Source organism: Robbsia andropogonis (assembly GCF_000970345.1).
Classification (GTDB): domain Bacteria; phylum Pseudomonadota; class Gammaproteobacteria; order Burkholderiales; family Burkholderiaceae; genus Robbsia; species Robbsia andropogonis.
Genome location: NZ_LAQU01000015.1, coordinates 34301 through 51419, shown reverse-complemented (window position 1 = coordinate 51419; position 17119 = coordinate 34301). Strand labels below are relative to the sequence as shown.

General features: G+C 59.5%; 16 protein-coding genes. 7 read left to right on the top strand and 9 right to left on the bottom strand.

Going from position 1 to position 17119, the window contains the following annotated elements:
• Nucleotides 1-172: 172 nt before the first annotated feature.
• Entirely contained in the window at nucleotides 173-1177 is a 1005-nt protein-coding gene (locus WM40_RS14890; RefSeq protein ID WP_052738341.1) for an AraC family transcriptional regulator, read from the bottom strand.
• 367 nt (nucleotides 1178-1544) lie between these two features.
• On the opposite strand from WM40_RS14890, the gene rutR reads away from it, so the two are divergent.
• Complete coding sequence (gene rutR, locus WM40_RS14885) at nucleotides 1545-2243, top strand: HTH-type transcriptional regulator RutR (RefSeq protein ID WP_024903330.1); 699 nt, start codon at nucleotides 1545-1547, stop codon at nucleotides 2241-2243.
• Here the strand turns inward: rutR and rutD are convergent.
• The 5 genes from rutD to WM40_RS14860 all read right to left on the bottom strand — a co-directional run bounded on the left by rutD (nucleotide 2240) and on the right by WM40_RS14860 (nucleotide 6452).
• A complete protein-coding gene (gene rutD, locus WM40_RS14880) occupies nucleotides 2240-3037 on the bottom strand; it encodes a pyrimidine utilization protein D (protein WP_046153244.1) in 798 nt (265 codons plus the stop codon). The two genes, rutR and rutD, sit on opposite strands and share 4 nt — an antisense overlap.
• 9 nt (nucleotides 3038-3046) lie before the next feature.
• Complete coding sequence (gene rutC, locus WM40_RS14875) at nucleotides 3047-3436, bottom strand: pyrimidine utilization protein C (protein ID WP_024903332.1); 390 nt, start codon at nucleotides 3434-3436, stop codon at nucleotides 3047-3049.
• A gap of 36 nt (nucleotides 3437-3472) precedes the next feature.
• Entirely contained in the window at nucleotides 3473-4201 is a 729-nt protein-coding gene (gene rutB / locus WM40_RS14870) for a pyrimidine utilization protein B (protein WP_024903333.1), read from the bottom strand.
• Between the two features lie 26 nt (nucleotides 4202-4227).
• Nucleotides 4228-5322, bottom strand: coding sequence for a pyrimidine utilization protein A (gene rutA / locus WM40_RS14865; RefSeq protein ID WP_024903334.1), 1095 nt, complete (start codon nucleotides 5320-5322; stop codon nucleotides 4228-4230).
• A gap of 191 nt (nucleotides 5323-5513) precedes the next feature.
• Nucleotides 5514-6452 (bottom strand): LysR family transcriptional regulator, encoded by a 939-nt coding sequence (locus WM40_RS14860; RefSeq protein ID WP_082102810.1) that lies wholly within the window; start codon nucleotides 6450-6452, stop codon nucleotides 5514-5516.
• 163 nt (nucleotides 6453-6615) lie between these two features.
• Between WM40_RS14860 and WM40_RS14855 the strand changes: the two genes are divergently transcribed.
• On the top strand, nucleotides 6616-7563 hold the full coding sequence (locus WM40_RS14855; protein ID WP_046153242.1) for an NAD-dependent epimerase/dehydratase family protein: 948 nt from the start codon (nucleotides 6616-6618) through the stop codon (nucleotides 7561-7563).
• A 53-nt stretch (nucleotides 7564-7616) separates the two neighbouring features.
• Here WM40_RS14855 and WM40_RS14850 read toward each other — a convergent pair whose 3' ends face one another.
• Both WM40_RS14850 and WM40_RS14845 read right to left on the bottom strand, forming a co-directional pair.
• The gene (locus tag WM40_RS14850; protein ID WP_036009582.1) at nucleotides 7617-8555 is read right to left on the bottom strand and encodes a 2-hydroxyacid dehydrogenase; all 939 of its coding nucleotides are present in this window, start codon (nucleotides 8553-8555) and stop codon (nucleotides 7617-7619) included.
• A 37-nt stretch (nucleotides 8556-8592) separates the two neighbouring features.
• Nucleotides 8593-9951 carry an MFS transporter gene (locus WM40_RS14845; RefSeq protein ID WP_036009583.1) on the bottom strand — a complete coding sequence of 453 codons (1359 nt, stop codon included), beginning with the start codon at nucleotides 9949-9951 and terminating at the stop codon, nucleotides 8593-8595.
• Nucleotides 9952-10348: 397 nt separating this feature from the next.
• On the opposite strand from WM40_RS14845, the gene WM40_RS14835 reads away from it, so the two are divergent.
• Together WM40_RS14835 and WM40_RS14830 are read left to right on the top strand one after the other, a co-directional pair.
• Nucleotides 10349-11671 carry a citrate synthase family protein gene (locus WM40_RS14835; RefSeq protein ID WP_236693531.1) on the top strand — a complete coding sequence of 441 codons (1323 nt, stop codon included), beginning with the start codon at nucleotides 10349-10351 and terminating at the stop codon, nucleotides 11669-11671.
• 179 nt (nucleotides 11672-11850) lie between these two features.
• Nucleotides 11851-12774 (top strand): transporter substrate-binding domain-containing protein, encoded by a 924-nt coding sequence (locus WM40_RS14830; protein ID WP_082102808.1) that lies wholly within the window; start codon nucleotides 11851-11853, stop codon nucleotides 12772-12774.
• A 108-nt stretch (nucleotides 12775-12882) separates the two neighbouring features.
• On the opposite strand, the gene WM40_RS30170 is transcribed toward WM40_RS14830, so the two are convergent.
• A complete protein-coding gene (locus tag WM40_RS30170; protein WP_157685005.1) occupies nucleotides 12883-13227 on the bottom strand; it encodes a hypothetical protein in 345 nt (114 codons plus the stop codon).
• 233 nt (nucleotides 13228-13460) lie between these two features.
• Between WM40_RS30170 and tssE the strand changes: the two genes are divergently transcribed.
• From tssE to tssG, 3 genes are read left to right on the top strand one after another with little or no spacing between them, the layout of a single operon-like run.
• Nucleotides 13461-14018 carry a type VI secretion system baseplate subunit TssE gene (tssE, locus tag WM40_RS27955; protein WP_024903342.1) on the top strand — a complete coding sequence of 186 codons (558 nt, stop codon included), beginning with the start codon at nucleotides 13461-13463 and terminating at the stop codon, nucleotides 14016-14018.
• Nucleotides 14011-15924 carry a type VI secretion system baseplate subunit TssF gene (gene tssF, locus WM40_RS14815; protein ID WP_024903343.1) on the top strand — a complete coding sequence of 638 codons (1914 nt, stop codon included), beginning with the start codon at nucleotides 14011-14013 and terminating at the stop codon, nucleotides 15922-15924. Before tssE ends, tssF begins: the two co-directional genes overlap by 8 nt.
• Nucleotides 15921-17117 carry a type VI secretion system baseplate subunit TssG gene (gene tssG, locus WM40_RS14810; RefSeq protein WP_024903344.1) on the top strand — a complete coding sequence of 399 codons (1197 nt, stop codon included), beginning with the start codon at nucleotides 15921-15923 and terminating at the stop codon, nucleotides 17115-17117. The genes tssF and tssG overlap by 4 nt, the downstream gene beginning before the upstream one ends.
• The last annotated feature ends 2 nt before the right edge of the window (nucleotides 17118-17119 follow it).

The window sequence follows — 17119 nt, the reverse complement described above, 5'->3', positions numbered from 1 at the left end:
CCCCCTTCCTCTCTCGGCAGAATGGCGATGAACGCGGACTGCCAGCACGGGTCGATCCTAGCAGTACGGATTTCAGCAGCTTGACAATGCGTCTCATTTTTTTGAGAAAAACATCGGTTTAGCATCTGCCCGTGGCGTTTTTAACGTGCAATTGTCTCGCTTTCGACTGATTTCAGATCAACTCGCCGCGCAGTTCCTGGGGAGTCGTGTCAAAGGCACGGCGAAAAGCACGCGAGAAGTCCGAAGCACTTTTGAAACCCACCGAGTACGCAATATCCTTGATCGGCAGGTCCGGCAAGCGGACCAGGTCGGTCGCGGCCGCTCTCAGGCGCAAATCCCGAATATAGGCAGCGAGTCCGCCCTGGTGTTCGAACAACCGGTACAAAGAGGCTCGCGACAGTCCCGATACTCGCAAGACGCGCTCCGGCGTAAGATCACTTTCAAACAAATGCTCATGGATGTACCGGCGGGCCCGATTCATGGCGCGCTCCCGCGCAACGGCTTGTGCGCTCGGACCCAACCCAAGGTCCTTGCCATACGCGTTGCCGATCAAGTCGATGATGCGCTCCAGCCGGAAGTGGGCTTCTTGCACGGTCATCTGACGGACATCGCGAGCGTACGCCCGAGTCATCTCCGTGATCAGCAACACATCCGGCGAGCCGACAACCAGACAACGACCATGCAAAATACCCGGATCGATGAATTGCGCCTGCAGGCGACGCGCTGGCACAAAAATATTGGCATGCCAGCTTAACTGACGTGCCCACCGCAGTGGCTGCTCCAGATCCGCGGCAAGCACTCCGACGTCGGCGGGAGCGTCGTGTCGATTCCCCCGATGGCGCAAGATCGTGGCGGGCTCGCCCCGAAAGAATACGTGGAACGTGATGCTACGGGCATTATCACGCGAGATGCGCCCAATCGATCGTTCGAGCGCCACATGATCCGAATAGCAATTCACGAAGACGTAGTCACCCACTGCATAACGATCGAACCACGCATTGAATGGTATTTGCGTCCTGGCACGCGATACTTCCACGTCAACGAACTGGCCGACCCGTTCACGCCACGCCAATAACTGTGCCGAAGCGGATAGCGTTGTGACATCGAAGCGAACCGGCACGATGACCTCACGGACGGGCGTCACGAGGCCAGATGAGGCGGAAAAAGGTAACAGCATCGGCAAACAAATACGAAATGGACCGCAGCCGACGACCGATTCGGTCGCACAGCCGGCTTTACGACCACATCCGGATTGGCAACGCCTTACCGGACACGCCGGGGTCACTGATCCCGCACCGCCGACGTGTCGTCTATGTGCCGATTTTTACGCGGTTTATTCAAGCGGCGCAAGTCATCGTTGTTTCCTGCGCCACCCTGTATGCCGCGACCTCTGCCCAGGTGCTTGAATCGAAGGCTCGAAACATACCGCGCAGAGCACCCTGAGCAGTTCACGCGCCGTCTCCCGCGTGATAAGTACCGGCGCAATGCATGTGCTATAGTCGCTTGCTATTTTTAATGCCATATCAAAAACATCAGGGCAGACAATGGTGAAGTTGCGCGGTAATGACGATGAAAGCGTGCCGCGACGCAAGCGCGGCGCACCCAGCGAAGCGAGCCAACTCCGGCGTCAGCGGCAGATCGACACCAAGCGTCGAACGATTCTTGCCGCAGCACTGGATCTGTTTTCAACATACGGTTTTCATGGAACCAGTGTCGACCAGATCGCCGAGCGCGCGGATGTGTCGAAGGGGAATCTGCTCTACTACTTCAACAACAAGGAAGAGCTGTATGCAGCCCTGCTGCGTGACCTGCTCCAAATCTGGCTGCTGCCTTTACGAGCGTTCGATCCGGCCCAGAATCCCGCCGTCGCGTTGCGCGAATATATCCATCAAAAACTGCTTGCCTCTCGCGACAATCCTGCGGCGTCCCGCCTCTTCTGTATTGAAATAATGCAAGGCGCACCGGTGTTTGGCGAGGAACTACTCTCCAACCTGAAGCTGATCGTGGAGGAAAAGCGCACGGTCATCGAGCAATGGATTGCACAAGGCAAGTTGGCCCCGGTCACGCCGCATCATCTCATTTTCTTTCTGTGGGCCACGACGCAGCACTATGCGGACTTTTCGTTTCAGGTAGAAGCGCTGACCGGCAGCACGCTAAGAGATGCGACGTTCTTTGCAGAGACCGAACGTACGCTTTGTGAAATCGTATTGAACGGCGTCCTGCCAGGCAGTCGCACGTCTTAACACCTCAGACCAGCGAGAAAATCCAGCAGCGTGCAATTGAACGCGTCAGGACAAGTAATATTACAGGCATGACCGCCATGCGCCATCATATGCAGCGTGGCGGCGGGCAAACCCGCGCATAGGGCATGCGACGCGCTGCTGGGAACCAACACATCATCCTGCGCGGCAACTACCAGTGTCGGCACCGTTATCGACGACAATTGCTCCGTCGCATCGAACGCCTTCAACGCCGCAATGCGCCGCCGCATATTGGAAATCGGCGGGAAGCCATAAATAGCGTGTTCGACCTCCGTCTCAACCTGTGCAGGGTGCGCCTCTATCCAAGTAGCGGGATACAAAAAAATCGGTTGCGCTTCGACGTACGGTCGGACGCCGGCGTGATCGAGTAATTGCAGCCGTGCATCAAAGCACCGTCGCGTGGCAGACCGCATCGCGGGCCATGCATTGATCAGCGTGAGGCTGTTCAGCCGCTCGGGTGCATCTAGCGCCAGTTGCATACCAACCAGTCCCCCCAGCGCGTGCCCGACAAAATGACAACTGGCGACGCCGGTTGCCTCCATGACATCGATAACGTCGGAGGCCATTGCGCCTATCGTATGATTGTCAGGCAGCGTCGCGGGACTCCGGCCCGTTCCCCGTTGATCGTAGACGATGACCTGGAAACCCTGCTCGCGCAAAGCCCCCATCTGCGGCCGCCAATAGTTCGCCGAGCCGCCAAGACCGGACGACAACAACACGACAGGCGTTGTTTCATTGCGCGGCCCGTGTACCTCGAAATGGAGTGAGTGGGTCATGGCGCGCGTTCAGACCGGGCGGTCGATATGCGCAATCGAGGCAATCTCGACAAGCGCGTCCGGCTTGACCAGACCGCACTGAATGCAATATCGAGCCGGTTTTTCGCCGGGAAAGAATTCCGCATAGACCGTGTTGATGGCGGCATAGTCCGACCAATCACGCAACATGATCATGTTGAACGTCACATCGGCCATTGTTCCGCCCGCTTCCGCCACGACGCGCGAAATCGTCTCAAGCACATGCCGAGTCTGTCCCGCGGCGTCACCCACATGAACCACATTGTTCTTCTCATCGAATGGCAGCGTACCGGATACGTACAGCGTGTTCTGTGCAAGCACGCCAGGCACGAATGGAGCGATTGGCGTACCCGAACCCGCGGGAATGATCGATTTCTTCATGGGACATATCCTTGCATTTACTTTGGCTGGGGTTATTCAACGTTTGATGGCTTCGATGAAGGTATTCGTGTCCGATGTCCAACCGAAGAACGTTTCGATGTTGTACTCGCTCGCATGTTGCATCGCCTTGCCGCCGAGGTCGTGTGTGGCGTCGCGCAACATCACCGAAAAGTATTCGAGATGAAAGGCATCCCGCACCGTGGATTCCACGCACACGTTCGTCGCGATGCCCGTGAAGACAAGACTGCGAATACCGCGCGCTCGCAATGTACTGTCCAGTGTGCTATTGAAAAAGCCGCTATAGCGTGTCTTGGGCACGACAAGATCGCCCGGCCGTGGCTGCAATGCATCCACGAGCGCGTAGTCCCACCCCCCTTTTGCAAGAAATTGGCCATGCAGTTCCGGGCGCCGACGCATCGTCTTCAATGCATTGGACTTGTGCCAATTCGGCGACCCTTCCCCACCCGCTTCCTGGTACGCCGCATCCCAGCCATTTTGGAGATAAACCACGAGGATGCCAGCCACACGCGCGGCCTCGGCAATAGCGGCAATATTGGCAATCGTACCTTGCGCGCCGGAGATATCGAAGCCGGCTGTATCGACATAGCCTCCAAGCGATGCGTACGCATTCTGCATGTCAACGATGATCAGCGCCGTAGCTGCTGGATCGAGCGACAGCGGCTCCGGTTTGCAGGGCAGAACCACGACGGTTTCGGGCGCACGCGTGCCGTACGTGGCGATGGGGGATGGTGCTGCATCATGCATGATGCTCTCCGGACAAGAAAGGAAAGTCAGGCAGCCAGTGAGGTGACTGGCGAGGCCACGCCGACACGGCTTTGCATCAACGGCTGAATACGCTCGCCGAAATGCGAGATCCCCTGGACAAAATCGTCGAACGTCAACAACACGCCCTCCGTGCCTTCCACGGTCGCGATCTCGTCGAGCATCCGCGCGACGTTGGCATACGAGCCCACCAGCGTCCCCATATTGATGTTCACCGCCGAAGTCGGGTCGGCCATCTGCCGGACATTGGTATCGGCCCCGGACTGCTTGTCAGCGGCAGCCTGCTCGCCCAGCCAGGACACGGCGTCGAGATCGACACCTGCCTTGTAATGCTCCCACTTGGCGCGGGCCAATTCGTCGGTTTCATCGGCGATCACCATCATCAGCACATAGGTTGAGACCTTGCGACCCGTAGTACGCGTTGCCTCGATCAATCTCCGCGCGGATGGCGCAAATGCAGTCGGCGTGTTGATCCCTTTGCCGAAACAAAAGTTGTGATCGGCGTACTGCGCGGAAAACGCCATGCCGGCGTCGCTCGCACCGGCGCAAATAACCTCGACCGGCTTTTTGGGGCGCGGACTAAGTCGACAATCATCCATCTTGAAATAGTTGCCCTTCAGGTCCGATTTACCGGTCGTCCACAAATCCCGCATGACTTGAATGTATTCGGATAGGTATGCGTACCGCGAGCCAAAAAAAGCATCTCCCGGCCAAAGGCCCATCTGTGAATACTCCGGCTTCTGCCAGCCAGTCACCAGGTTGACGCCGAACCGCCCTTCGGCAATGGAATCGATGGTCGACGCCATGCGCGCCACGATCGCGGGCGGCATTACCAGCGACGCAGCAGTGGCATAAAGCTTGATTCGCGACGTCACCGCGGCGAGACCCGCCATCAGCGTGAAGGACTCGAGGTTGTGATCCCAGAACTCCGTCTTCCCACCAAAGCCGCGCAGCTTGATCATCGACAACACAAAGTCCATGCCATAGTGCTCGGCACGTTGCGTGATGTCGCGATTCAACGCAAAACTTGGCATGTACTGCGGTGAATTACTGGAAATCAGCCATCCATTGTTACCGATAGGAAGAAACACCCCAACTTTCATGTCGCGGCTCCTCAGTAGTATGGGAATACCCATCCACGTTCCGTGCCAGAAAGAAGAAATTCCAATGATTCAATAACTTGACAAAAATCACTCTGATTTTCATGGACTATATGGTCCATGTTGGATCACATGGTTGGTGCGTGATCGCCCCATGCATGGGCATGACGCACTAAAAGGAGGACGCCGTGACGTCAACCCGTTTCCGGACCGATGGAAACCTGCGGAGCGTCGGCACCATGCTCGATATAACTTTTCAAGCCTTCCGCCAATGCATTAAATACCACCATGCAACGTGGACTGCCTCGCAGGTTTTCATGCATGGCAATCCAGGTATCCATTTTCAGGACGAACGCATCGGCAAGTACGCGGACCACCCGCGGCGTTCGCGCCGCGAGATGACATTGACAGAAACCGACACCAAAACCCGCGCGTATTGCGGCCAAGTGAGCGAGATCGCTATCGGTGCGCAACGAAAAGGTATCGCGCCGCAGGCTCTCGCCATGGCGCTGCTGAAGCGCACGAATAAAGGCGGTTTCCTGATCGAAGCCAATAGTGGCATGTCGTCCGAGCGCTTCGAGCGACTCAGGCATCCCTTCCCGCGCTAGATAGTCGGCCCGAGCATATAGCCCGACCTCGATGGCGCCTACCCGCCTCACCAGTAATGCCGCCTGCTCCGGGCGAAACATCCGTACGGCGATATCGGCCTCACGCCTGAGCAGGTCGTCCGGCGCATTCGACAACACCAGTTCGATTCGCAATTCACGATGGCGGGCGCGCAGCGCGGCAAGAATTGGCGGCAGCACCTCGACGCCAATTACCTCACTGGCGCTCAGACGTACGCTGCCGCGTATTGCCGTACCGTACCCGCTGGCGGTTCGCCGCAACGCCGCGGCATTCGATGCGAGATTGACGGCATAGGGTTCAAGTTCGCGTGCCACGTCCGTCGGCGCAAATCCGTCGTGGGTACGGGTGAACAAGGTGACACCGAGCGACGCTTCCAATGCATCGATATGGCGACCGGCCGTTGGCTGCGTCATGCCCATGGCCCGTGCGGCGCCTGAAAGCGATCCCGTCGCCAGCACCTGCAGAAAAGTACGGTACCACTCCCAACTGGGTTCGCTATTGGACATGATATGCATTTTTGTATAGCTGCAACGCTAATTTAGCTGATTTCATTTACCTCCGCATTACCGCACACTGCCTGGGCTGATCGCACGAGAACGCCGTCGCGCCGCGTGTCGCAAAAATCCATCGGTGCGGCTAGATAATCCACCCCAACATATAGCGTGTCATATGAATCCGAAGATCGCCCTGTTCGGCGCCACGGGTGCCGTCGGCCAAAGCATTGCATCGGCACTTGGCAGGCGTGGTCAATCCTATTGCGTGGTGGGCCGTGACGCCGAGCTGCTACGCGGCCTGTTTGGCAAGGACCCACTTGCCGACATTCGCACCTGGCATCCCGATACACCCGCATCGATCATCGCGGCGGCCAAGGACGTCGAGACGATCATCTACCTGGTCGGGATACCTTATTGGAAATTCGAGCTGCATCCGGCATTGATGCGCAAGACGCTGGAGGGCGCCATCGCTGCCGGCGTCCGCAATGTGATCCTGATCGGCACCGTCTATCCATACGGCATGCCGCGCACGCTCCCCCTCCGCGAGGACCATCCACGGACACCGCATACGTTCAAAGGACGAATGCGAAAAGCGCAGGAAGATCTCGTCTTGCAAGCACATGCCGATGGCCGCATCAATGCCGCTGTGCTAAGACTGCCGGATTTTTACGGACCATCGATATCGGCCAGCTTGTTACACGGGGCAGCGGTGGCAGCGGTGCGCGGCGGCAAGGCCGACATGGTCGGACCGATCGACCGCCCCCATGAATTCGTCTATGTACCCGATGTGGGTCCGGTAGTAGCGAAACTAGCGGAAACGCCACAGGCGTATGGCCGCGTCTGGCATCTCGGCGGTGCCGGCGTGACCACCCAGCAAGCGCTGGTCGAAGAAATGGCGCGGCAGACCGGTCGAAACATCAAGACGCGCGTTGCTGGGAAAACGATGCTGCGGCTCGTCGGACTGTTCAATCCCTTCATGCGTGAATTTGTCGAAATGCACTACCTGCTGACGCATCCGGTCATCCTGGATGACACGGCACTACAGGCGCTCATTGGCCCCATCCCGAAAACACCGTATCCCGAAGGTATCGCGCGCACGCTCGCCGCGCTACGGGACGCCTGAAGATCGCACGCCCCGGAGCGTTCCGGCGCAAACAGAGTGTAACGCCGCCGGGATCAGCTTTTCGAGCGCGGCCCCGCGACGCCGAAATGCCGCGCCAATGCATCTACGACATTCTCGGCCATCGCCCGACGGGTTTCCTCGGTTCCCGAGCCGATATGCGGCGCCAGAACGAGACGGCGATCCTGGATGAACGCCTCCGGCACCGACGGTTCGTACTCGAACACGTCAAGCGCGGCACCGGCAAGCGCGTTGTTCGCGAAGGCAGCGACCAGCGCCTTTTCATCAATCACGGGGCCACGCGCGACGTTGACGATATAGCCGCGAGGACCCAGGGCGGTGATGACGCGCGCGTTCACGAGATGATGCGTCGCCTCGGACAATGGGCAAGTCAAGATCAACATATCCGAATCCGCGGCCAGGCGTGCGATGTCATCGTAATACGGGAGATCGACCGGCTTACGGTTCGGCCCGAAGTAAGCCACTTCGGCACCCAGCGCCTGAAGGCGCTTCGCCACCGCGGAACCAATTGCGCCTAACCCCACGACACCTACTTTCATCCGCGATATCGACCTGCCCAGCGGAAATGCCACATGCTCAGACCATGACCCGGCGCGCACGAAAGCGTCGGCATCGACGAGGCGCCGTGTGACTGCCAGGGCCAATGCCACGGCGGTGTTCGCAACGTCTTCGGCAAGAATATGCGAGGTATTCTCGATCTTGATGCCACGAGCCTGTGCCGCCGCCACGTCGACATTATCAAGTCCGGCGCTATAGCTGGAAATGACTTCCAACTCCGGCATCGCATCCAGAAACGCGGCATCGATTTTCGTCTTTCGCAGTGCGATGCCACGAATCGACCGACCATGCTCGCGTAGAAAAGCGGCCACCTGATCCGCGTGCCTGGGCAAGTCGCGGACGGAAAAATATGCATTTAACTCGTCATGCGTCCATTCCGGCAAGTCCGCGGCATTAAGAATAATGGGCTTTGTCATATCGATAGAATGAATGGAGGAATAAGGCGATGTGCATTCAGCGCATCTTGACTCTCTCGATTTTACCCATGAAGCACAGATACACAATGGCCGCGAGCAAGCAGTGCGCGCCAACGAAGTACAGGCCGACCGTATAGCCACCGGTCAGTTGCACGATGTAGCCAAACACGATCGGAGTCACGATGCCCCCGATGTTCCCCACGCAATTGAACACCGCGCCCGCCAGCCCCACGGCTTCGCGGGGCGCCGTGTCGCTGACGACGGCCCAGGTGCCGGCACCCGCGGCCGCCCCTTTACCAAAATACGCCAACGCCATCAGGGCGACGATCAGTACGTTGCTGTCAACATAGGCGGACAGCACCAGCGAGCACCCGACCATCATGCCGACAATGTACGGTGTCTTGCGTGCCCATGAAATGCTCCACCCCATTCGGATCAGCATATCCGAGATGACACCGCCCGCGATGCCGCCGAGAAAACCAAAAACGGCCGGGACCATCGTCGCGAAGCCCGCGTTGACGATATTCATGCCTCGTGCCTGGACCAGGTAGATTGGGAACCAGGTGATGAAAAAATAGCTCAATGCAATCGTGCAATATTGCCCGATATAGGCACACCACAGCATGCGATTGCCCAGTAACATCGGCACGAGGCCCCACGACATCGCCGGGCGTGCACGTCGTTCGTGTGACGCGTCGATATCGATCATCGCGCCACCGGCAACCATCAGGTCCAGCTCGCTGGCCGAGACACGCGGATGCTTGCGCGGCTCATGCATGACCGCATACCACAACACCGCCGCGGCGAGGCCAATCACGCCCAACGTAAAGAATGGCGCCGCCCAGCCATAGTGCTGTACCAACCACCCCGCCAGTGGCGAGAAAATCGCCACGGCGAAATACGATGCCGAGGCGAACAACGACGTGGCAAAACCCCGTTCGGACTTCGGAAACCACATCACCGTGACGCGGCCGTTCGCTGGAAAGCTGGGGGCTTCGATCAAACCAAGCGCGAAACGTAATGCAAACAGGAGGCTGAGCGCCGCGGACAGGTCCGTCGTGATCTTCCCGACCACGCCGACTAGAATCGTCGCGATGGACCACAGAATCAACGTCACGCCGTACACTGTCTTGGTGCCCAGGCGGTCGAGCAGCAGGCCACCCGGAATCTGGCCGATCACGTAGGCCCAGCTGAATGCGGACAATATATAGCCCAACTGGATGTGGTTGAGCCCAAACTCCTTGGCAATGCCTGGTCCGGAGATCGATAGGATGGCGCGATCGGCGTAGGCGATCGTGGCCAATAGCAGAATGGCGGCAAGGATCCCGTATCGCGTGTGCGTGGCACGCACCGCCGCGGACGACGACACGGCATGGGTCGTATTGTTGGAAAACATGCTGCTCCTCCTTGGAAATTTCCAGGCCGGCGGGACCGACCGGTATCGCATCCCATGCTGGTCACGAAAGCGAATGGCATGCCGTACGTGGCAAGCTCGCGTGCGGTGAGCTCGCATCGAATAAATGGTTCGGACGAGCGGCGTTCAGGGGTCCAGCGGTGGACAGGCAAGGTTTGGCAGGAATGGGCCGCTCGCGAGGAAACGGCGCACGGAAGCCGAAGGCTGGCGCTTTCTCATCATGTTGATGTCTCCGTCTTGGCGACGCGTGCCGACACGCTCCGCCATTTTTCTTATATTGTGTAGTTGCCCACTCTCGTCGTAGCGGGTCGTCTTTTTTTAGACCATCGCAAGACAGTCCGTTAGTGCATTAAACTGGTCTGCCCAATGAGCGTCAATCTTGATTGATTCAATCAACGTCAAGGACTGGATGACGCAGGAGGAGGCGTGCGCTGCGTTGGACGTCCGCCAGCAGACCCTCTACGCCTACGTTAGCCGAGGCCAGATCGAAGTCCGCCGCGACCCGTCGCGCGTGGGGCGCAACCGCTATTCCGCCTCCGACGTGCGGGCTTTACTCCACAAACGCAATCGCGGACGCGCCCGCACGACAATCGCCGCAAGTACGATGGCGTGGGGCGAACCCATCGTCAGTACACGTATCTCCACCGTTGTCCGTGGGCGGCTCTATTACCGGGGTCTTGATGCCATCCAGCTTTCCGAGACAGACACGCTAGAGGAAACCGCGCAACGGCTGTGGTGGGGCGAGGCGGACGGACAAGCTGGAAGGCCAGCTTTGTCGCTTCGATCCAATCGCAACGATATCATCGGTGATCGCGACACGTGCTCGCGCACGCCGCCATATTTTTCAAGCGACTGGCCGCAGGGCGGCATGCCCCCGTCCTGCGCACGCGCCTATGCGATGCTGGGACGCGCCGCAGCCGAAGGCGTACCCTCGGATACCCAGGGTTTTCCCGATATGCTTGGCGAAGCCGCACGCCTTGTCGGTCGACTGGCGAGCGGATTTGTCCCATTCGATGTCACCGCGACGGCAAACGCGCCGGAGAAGAAAGGCAGGCCGCGGCAGGTGCTCGACATGCGCGCATTACACCTGCGTATCGCCGCGGCATGGCGAGCCGATCGGCATGCCGATCTCTTGCGTCGTGCCCTGGTATTGCTCGCAGACCAGGAACTCACCACATCGGCCTTTGCCGCGCGCGTCACCGCGTCCACGGGTGCCTCGTTGGGTGCGTGTGCGTTGGCAGGTCTGGCTGCATTGTCCGGCCCCCGGCATGGCGGCGCCCCGGAAAGGGTCCGCCGCTTTCTCGATGAGGCCGCGCGGGACGGTGTGGAAAACCGCATTGGGGCGGCGCTGACCGCCAGCGATCCCGCCACGGCGCCGCTGAGCGGCTTCGGGCATCCACTCTATCCACAAGGGGATCCGCGGGCGGCCTCTCTGCTGGCCGCGTTTCCGGTGCCCGATGTGATTCGCGCAACCATCGAATACGTGGATCGGCGTACTAGCCGAAAACCGACCATTGACGTCGCGCTGGTGGCGCTGGCCGAGTATTGCGCCTTGCCCGATGACGCCGCGTTTGCCCTGTTTGCCATCGGACGCAGCGTCGGCTGGATGGCGCATGCGATGGAACAAGTCAACAGTGGCACGCTGCTGCGTCCGCGTGCGCATTACCTGGGACCTCCAATAGCCGAGGAACCGTCCTCCTGACGAGGTTTATTACGCCATCACCATCCAGGCACCGTCGACCGCCGCCAGCAGGTCGAACATCTCGACCATTTTGCGACGCGAAAACAGCGAATCTTTTTGACACCCTGGATTTTTGGGATTTGTCCGGCAACGATGCCTCGCTGATCCCTCACCTTATCCGTACTTCCACAAGGATGGCCATGTCGCGCTGCTCGCTATTGCGGTTTACTCCCCCTTTGCTGCCCACTATCGTGCTTGCCTTTGCTCTGCTGTCCCCGAACGCGCATGCGGTGGACGCGGACGGGCCGACGCTCGACGGTATCCGGCAATCCGGCGTCATCACCATGGGGGTGCGCGACAACTCGTTTCCGTTCTCGTATCTTGGCGAGGACGGTCACTATATGGGATTCTCGATGGACCTCAGCATGGCCATCGTCGATGCGATCAAGCAGAGGTTGCATATGCCCAATCTGCCCGTAAAAGAATTGCCTATCACCTCGCAGAATCGGATCTCGTTGGTGCAGAACAACCAGATCCAGTTCGAATGCAGTTCGACCACACATAATGTCGAACGAGAAAATCAGGTCAATTTCAGCAATACGTTCTTCGTCATCGGCACCCGCCTGCTGGTGCCAACGTCGTCATCGATCAACGATTTCCCCGATTTAAAGGGTAAGAGCGTGGTGACGGTCGCGGGCAGTACATCGGAGCGTTTGCTGCGAGGGCTCAACGAAACCAAGAGCCTGCATATGAATGTGGTCAGTTCAGTCGATGCTGCCTCGGCATTCCTGATCCTGGAGACCGGGCGGGTGGCGGCATATATGATGGACGATCCCGTCTTGGCAGGCTATCGCGCCACGGCGCACAAGCCCGCGAACTGGAAAATAGTGGGTACGCCGATGTCGCGCGAAGCGTATGGCTGCATGATGCCGAAGGGGGACACGGCCTTCAAGAAATTAGTGGATAGCGTTATCGCGGAACGGCAGCACTCCGGAGTACAGACGGCGAGCTACACGAAATGGTTCATGTCACCCACGCCGCCAAAGAACGTTAATCTCGATTTTCCGATGAGCGACGACGTAAGAGCGCTCAATACCCAACCGAACGACAAGCCGCTGCAATAACAGTCGTCTCCCCTCGCCTGCGCGGCGTGCAGTACGTCGCGTGCGTCGGCGCCCTCGGGCGTGCCAGGCAGCGGGCGCAGCACGGCACGGCGGAATCATGCGGTGCGCCTACCCCATGAAGACCTTCGCGACCGCCGCGAATCGCGCGGCGTCCGGCGCGTCCCGGAACGATACCAGCAATGACAGACTGACGCTGGCATTCCCCATGCTCACGATCGACACCCGTGTCGGATCGTCGATGTCTATGTGGCATGCGGTCTCGATGGCCTGAGCGAGCTCGCGCCGGCCGCGTTCGGCCGCGTTGCGCCGTTCCCTGGCGTGCCAGTGGTCCGGCATCGTCAACATGATACAGAATGCCAGCCAGCCATCATGGTGGTCGTCAGTGACCTTCAGCACCGGGAAATCCGACAATTGGAGTGGCGTCTGACGCCACACGTCTTCCCAAAAATTCATAAAACGACAGTCATCACGGAGGGGGTAAATTCGGTGCGCACGCGCAAAACGCGGACACGAACACCGTGCTATGGGCAAATTATAATGCTTCGCCGCTCGGTCCCGCGGCAGATGCGCGATATTCAGCCCGATGCACGTCCGCGCACCGTTGGCGAAATGGAACTTTTTCACGGCACGCCGCACAGACAGGCTACCTGTGTAGGGGAAGCGTTTCATTAGACCCGCGTGATTCGATGCCCAAAAATTCCTTTGCTGCCAGCCTGCCGCTTTTCGATCGCCTCGCCCTGCCAGCACACGCGGCAACACGTCCGCACGTGGCAGACACCTTTCTGAAGCAATCCATCCTTCACGAATTACAGCGCCTGCTTTCCAGTCGCTCGCGCTTGCCGTTTGACGTCTTCGTGTCGGAAGCCGCGGATCTCCTCGACTACGGGATCCCAGACAGTTCCGCCATGACAATGGCGTCGATCCATGATCGCGCCATGCTGGCAAAAGCGATCCGGCATGCGATCTCCGTCTTTGAGCCACGCCTGCATGACGTGACCGTGGAGATCACCCCTACTCCCGAGCGCGGCGCTGATGCGCGAGTCCGCATAGAAGGCATGCTGTGGGGGCAACGGGCGCAACAGCGCACGACATTTGCGATGAGTACGAGCGGGCACATCGCACCAGAAGCCGGAACCGGACCGGATAACGCGGCTTCCAGGGCGAACGCCAACTCCCCTCCTCGACCCGACGCGGCCATGCAGCCCGACACCCAAGCGTTGCCAACGGACTCACGCGATGCATGACACGCCATCCGACGATCTGCTGCATTATTACAAACGCGAACTCGGCTATCTTCGCGAACAAGGCAGCGCCTTCGCGCAGCGCTATCCGAAGGTCGCCAACAGCCTCGCGCTACACGGCGACGATGTGCGCGACCCGCACGTCGAGCGGCTGATCGAGGCCAGCGCCTTTCTCGCGGCACGCGTGCATCGCGATCTCGATCAATCTTTTCCGCAAGTACCTGCCGCACTGCTTGCCAACGCCTGTCCCTCGCTCGGTCAACCGGTGCCTTCGATGACGATTGCACGGATGGCGCTTGATCCGGCGCAAGGCAAGGTCACCGCGGGTTACCGCGTGCCGCGCCATACCGAAATGCAAGTGCGCACCACGCATGACGCGTCATGTCGCTTCCGTACTGCATGGGACTGCATATTATGGCCTGTAACAGTCGTAGACGCTTATTTCGAAGGTACCGATGCGTTGCGGCTGACGTTGGCGACCAGTGACGACACCGATTTTTCAGAACTGGATATCCACTCGCTGAGATTCCATCTGAATGGCGATTGGACTGAAACAATGCCACTGTACGACCTGCTGATTGCAAATATCCGGGGGGTGGAGATCCATGCCGCGCCAACCTCGATGCGCGATGACCCTCTATCGACAGTCGAGCCGCAGAACACGATGCTGCCCGCATCGGCATGGCGCGAAGTCGGCTTCGCACCCGATGAAACGGTACTGGCACCACCGGACCATGCTTACTTGCCTTATACGTTATTGCAAGAATACTTCGCGTTTCCGCGCAAGTTTCTTTTTTTCGATCTGACCGTGCCAGATGGTGCGCTGGGCAGAGGGCGCCATGTCGATATCGTATTACGCCTGACGACCACGCTGTCGCGCACCGGTGACGCAACGTTGACATCGAACGCGGGTGCGGCGCTTGCCGTGCATGCCGCGAATTTCGTGCTCGGCTGCGTGCCGGCCATCAATCTTTTCTCGCGTACCAGCGAGCCGATCGTCGTCGACCAGCGGCAGTACGAATATCACCTTGTCGCGGATCAGCGCAACCATGCGCAAACCGAGATCTATTCCGTCGAATCCGTTATCGGCATCGACCCGCTGTCGGACAGCACGATGACGATCCCGCCGCTGACGGGCAATGGCGCAAAAGCGGTGACGCCCGATGCCGGGGTACGATGGAGCGCGCGCCGCGAACGCGCGTTACGCGTGGACCTGTCCGGCACGGAAATCTATCTTGCATTTTCCGATCACGACAATACGCCAGCCGCCCCTGCGGAACAGACCGTCTATGCAACCGTGATCTGTACCAACCGTCGCCTGCCGGAACAAGTGACCCGCGGCGCGACACTGTTGCTCGAAGCCGTCTCCCAGCATGTTCGCGCACATTGCCTTTACGCCCCGACATCCCAATTCGATCCGCCGCTTGGAAGTGCCACGCTCTGGCATCTTGTATCGCTGCTGACATTGAACTACCAATCCCTGCTACAAGGAAACAGGTCAGCATCACATACGCACCCAGCCGACGGGCAGCATACCTCGCCTGCGCACGGCAAGGCCGCGACAGACGACCAGCACGCCGCCTGGCTGCACGATTTGCTGATGCTGTTCGCCACTCAGAGCGAGCGCAACCAGAAACAAATACACGGCATCCGCCGCGTCGGCACACGTCCGACCACCGCGCATATCGGACATGACGGCTGGCGTGGCTTTTGTCGCGGCACCGAGATCGTCCTGCAATTCGATGCCGACGCTTTCGTAGGCAGTTCGCCACTTCTGCTCAGCGCCGTGCTCAGTCGTTTTTTTGCAATGTACACATCGATCAACGCCTTCGTGCAATTGGTGTCGCGCGGCAGGGATGAAACGTGGAAGAAATGGCCACCGATGAGTGGCTTGCAGCAACTGCTATGAACACGCTCATTGCTCTCGACGCGGTTGCACCGCATGAAACCGGCGAGGATGCAACGAGCGACGATGACGGCGCGCTGTTGACGCGATCACCCGCAACGCCGCTTGCGGCCTGCGTTTCGCATTTGCTGGCCGCGCCGTACCGCTACAACCTGTTCCAGGCGATCAGCCTTCTCGAACGCGCGGCAACCCGGGAAGACGATCGCAGGGTCGCGCTGGGAACGGGCGATGGCCGCAACGAAGGCGTGCGTTTCAGCGCGTATATCGCGCTGCGGTTCCCATGCGCCGATATTCACACGGTGCGAGCGGGGACGGCGCGATACGCAACGCGCCCGACCTCGACGCCGGATCCCGCCTACCTGCTGTCCACCCCGGTGATGTCTCTGGCTGGCGTTCAGGGGCCGTTGCCGGTGGCGTTCACGGAGCTGATCCTCCAGCGTAACGCTGCCCGCGATCATGCCACCGGGGCATTTCTCGATATCTTCCACCATCGCTTCTTGTCATTTCTTTATCGGAGCCGAAAGAAACATACGGCATCGTTGCACACGGCGCCTTTACGGGACGCACCGTTGGTTCGTAGCGCCGCCGCGCTGGCCAATCTTGGGGACCCCGCCGCGCCGGGGGACGCCGGACCGCGGCCGTGGCTGCAACATGCGGGACTGCTAGGCGCGGCGCCACGGTCGATTATCGGCTTGCTCACGCTGCTGCATGACCGGCTGGGCACGGCATTCACCGCCAGGCAGTTCGTTGGCGCATGGGTACCGCTGGATCGCGCTTCCCCGTTGACACTGGGTGATCGCACGCCATCGCACGACGCCGGCAACGCCGCGACATCCGGCAGCGAATATGGCACGACCATCCGTCTCGACGGTCAATGCGGGCTCGGTCAGCGATTCTGGGATCAATCAGCGGGTATCGAATTAGCCTGCGTGCTGCACGACCGCGCACGCTACGATGCGTTCCTGCCCGGCGGCGAGACGCATGCGCTGATGGTCTGGCTGGTACGCCGATATCTGCAATCGCCGATGGACGTACATCTGGTATTGCGCCTGATGCTGAAAGCCGCGCAGCCGGTTCGGTTGACGGCGACGGAACCAATGCGGCTCGGATGGTCCTCATGGTTGGCACACCGCACGGAATTGACGGGTGCGTTGCCCGCTGCGCGCCTGACCTTGAGCGACCGGTCTATCGCCTAGCC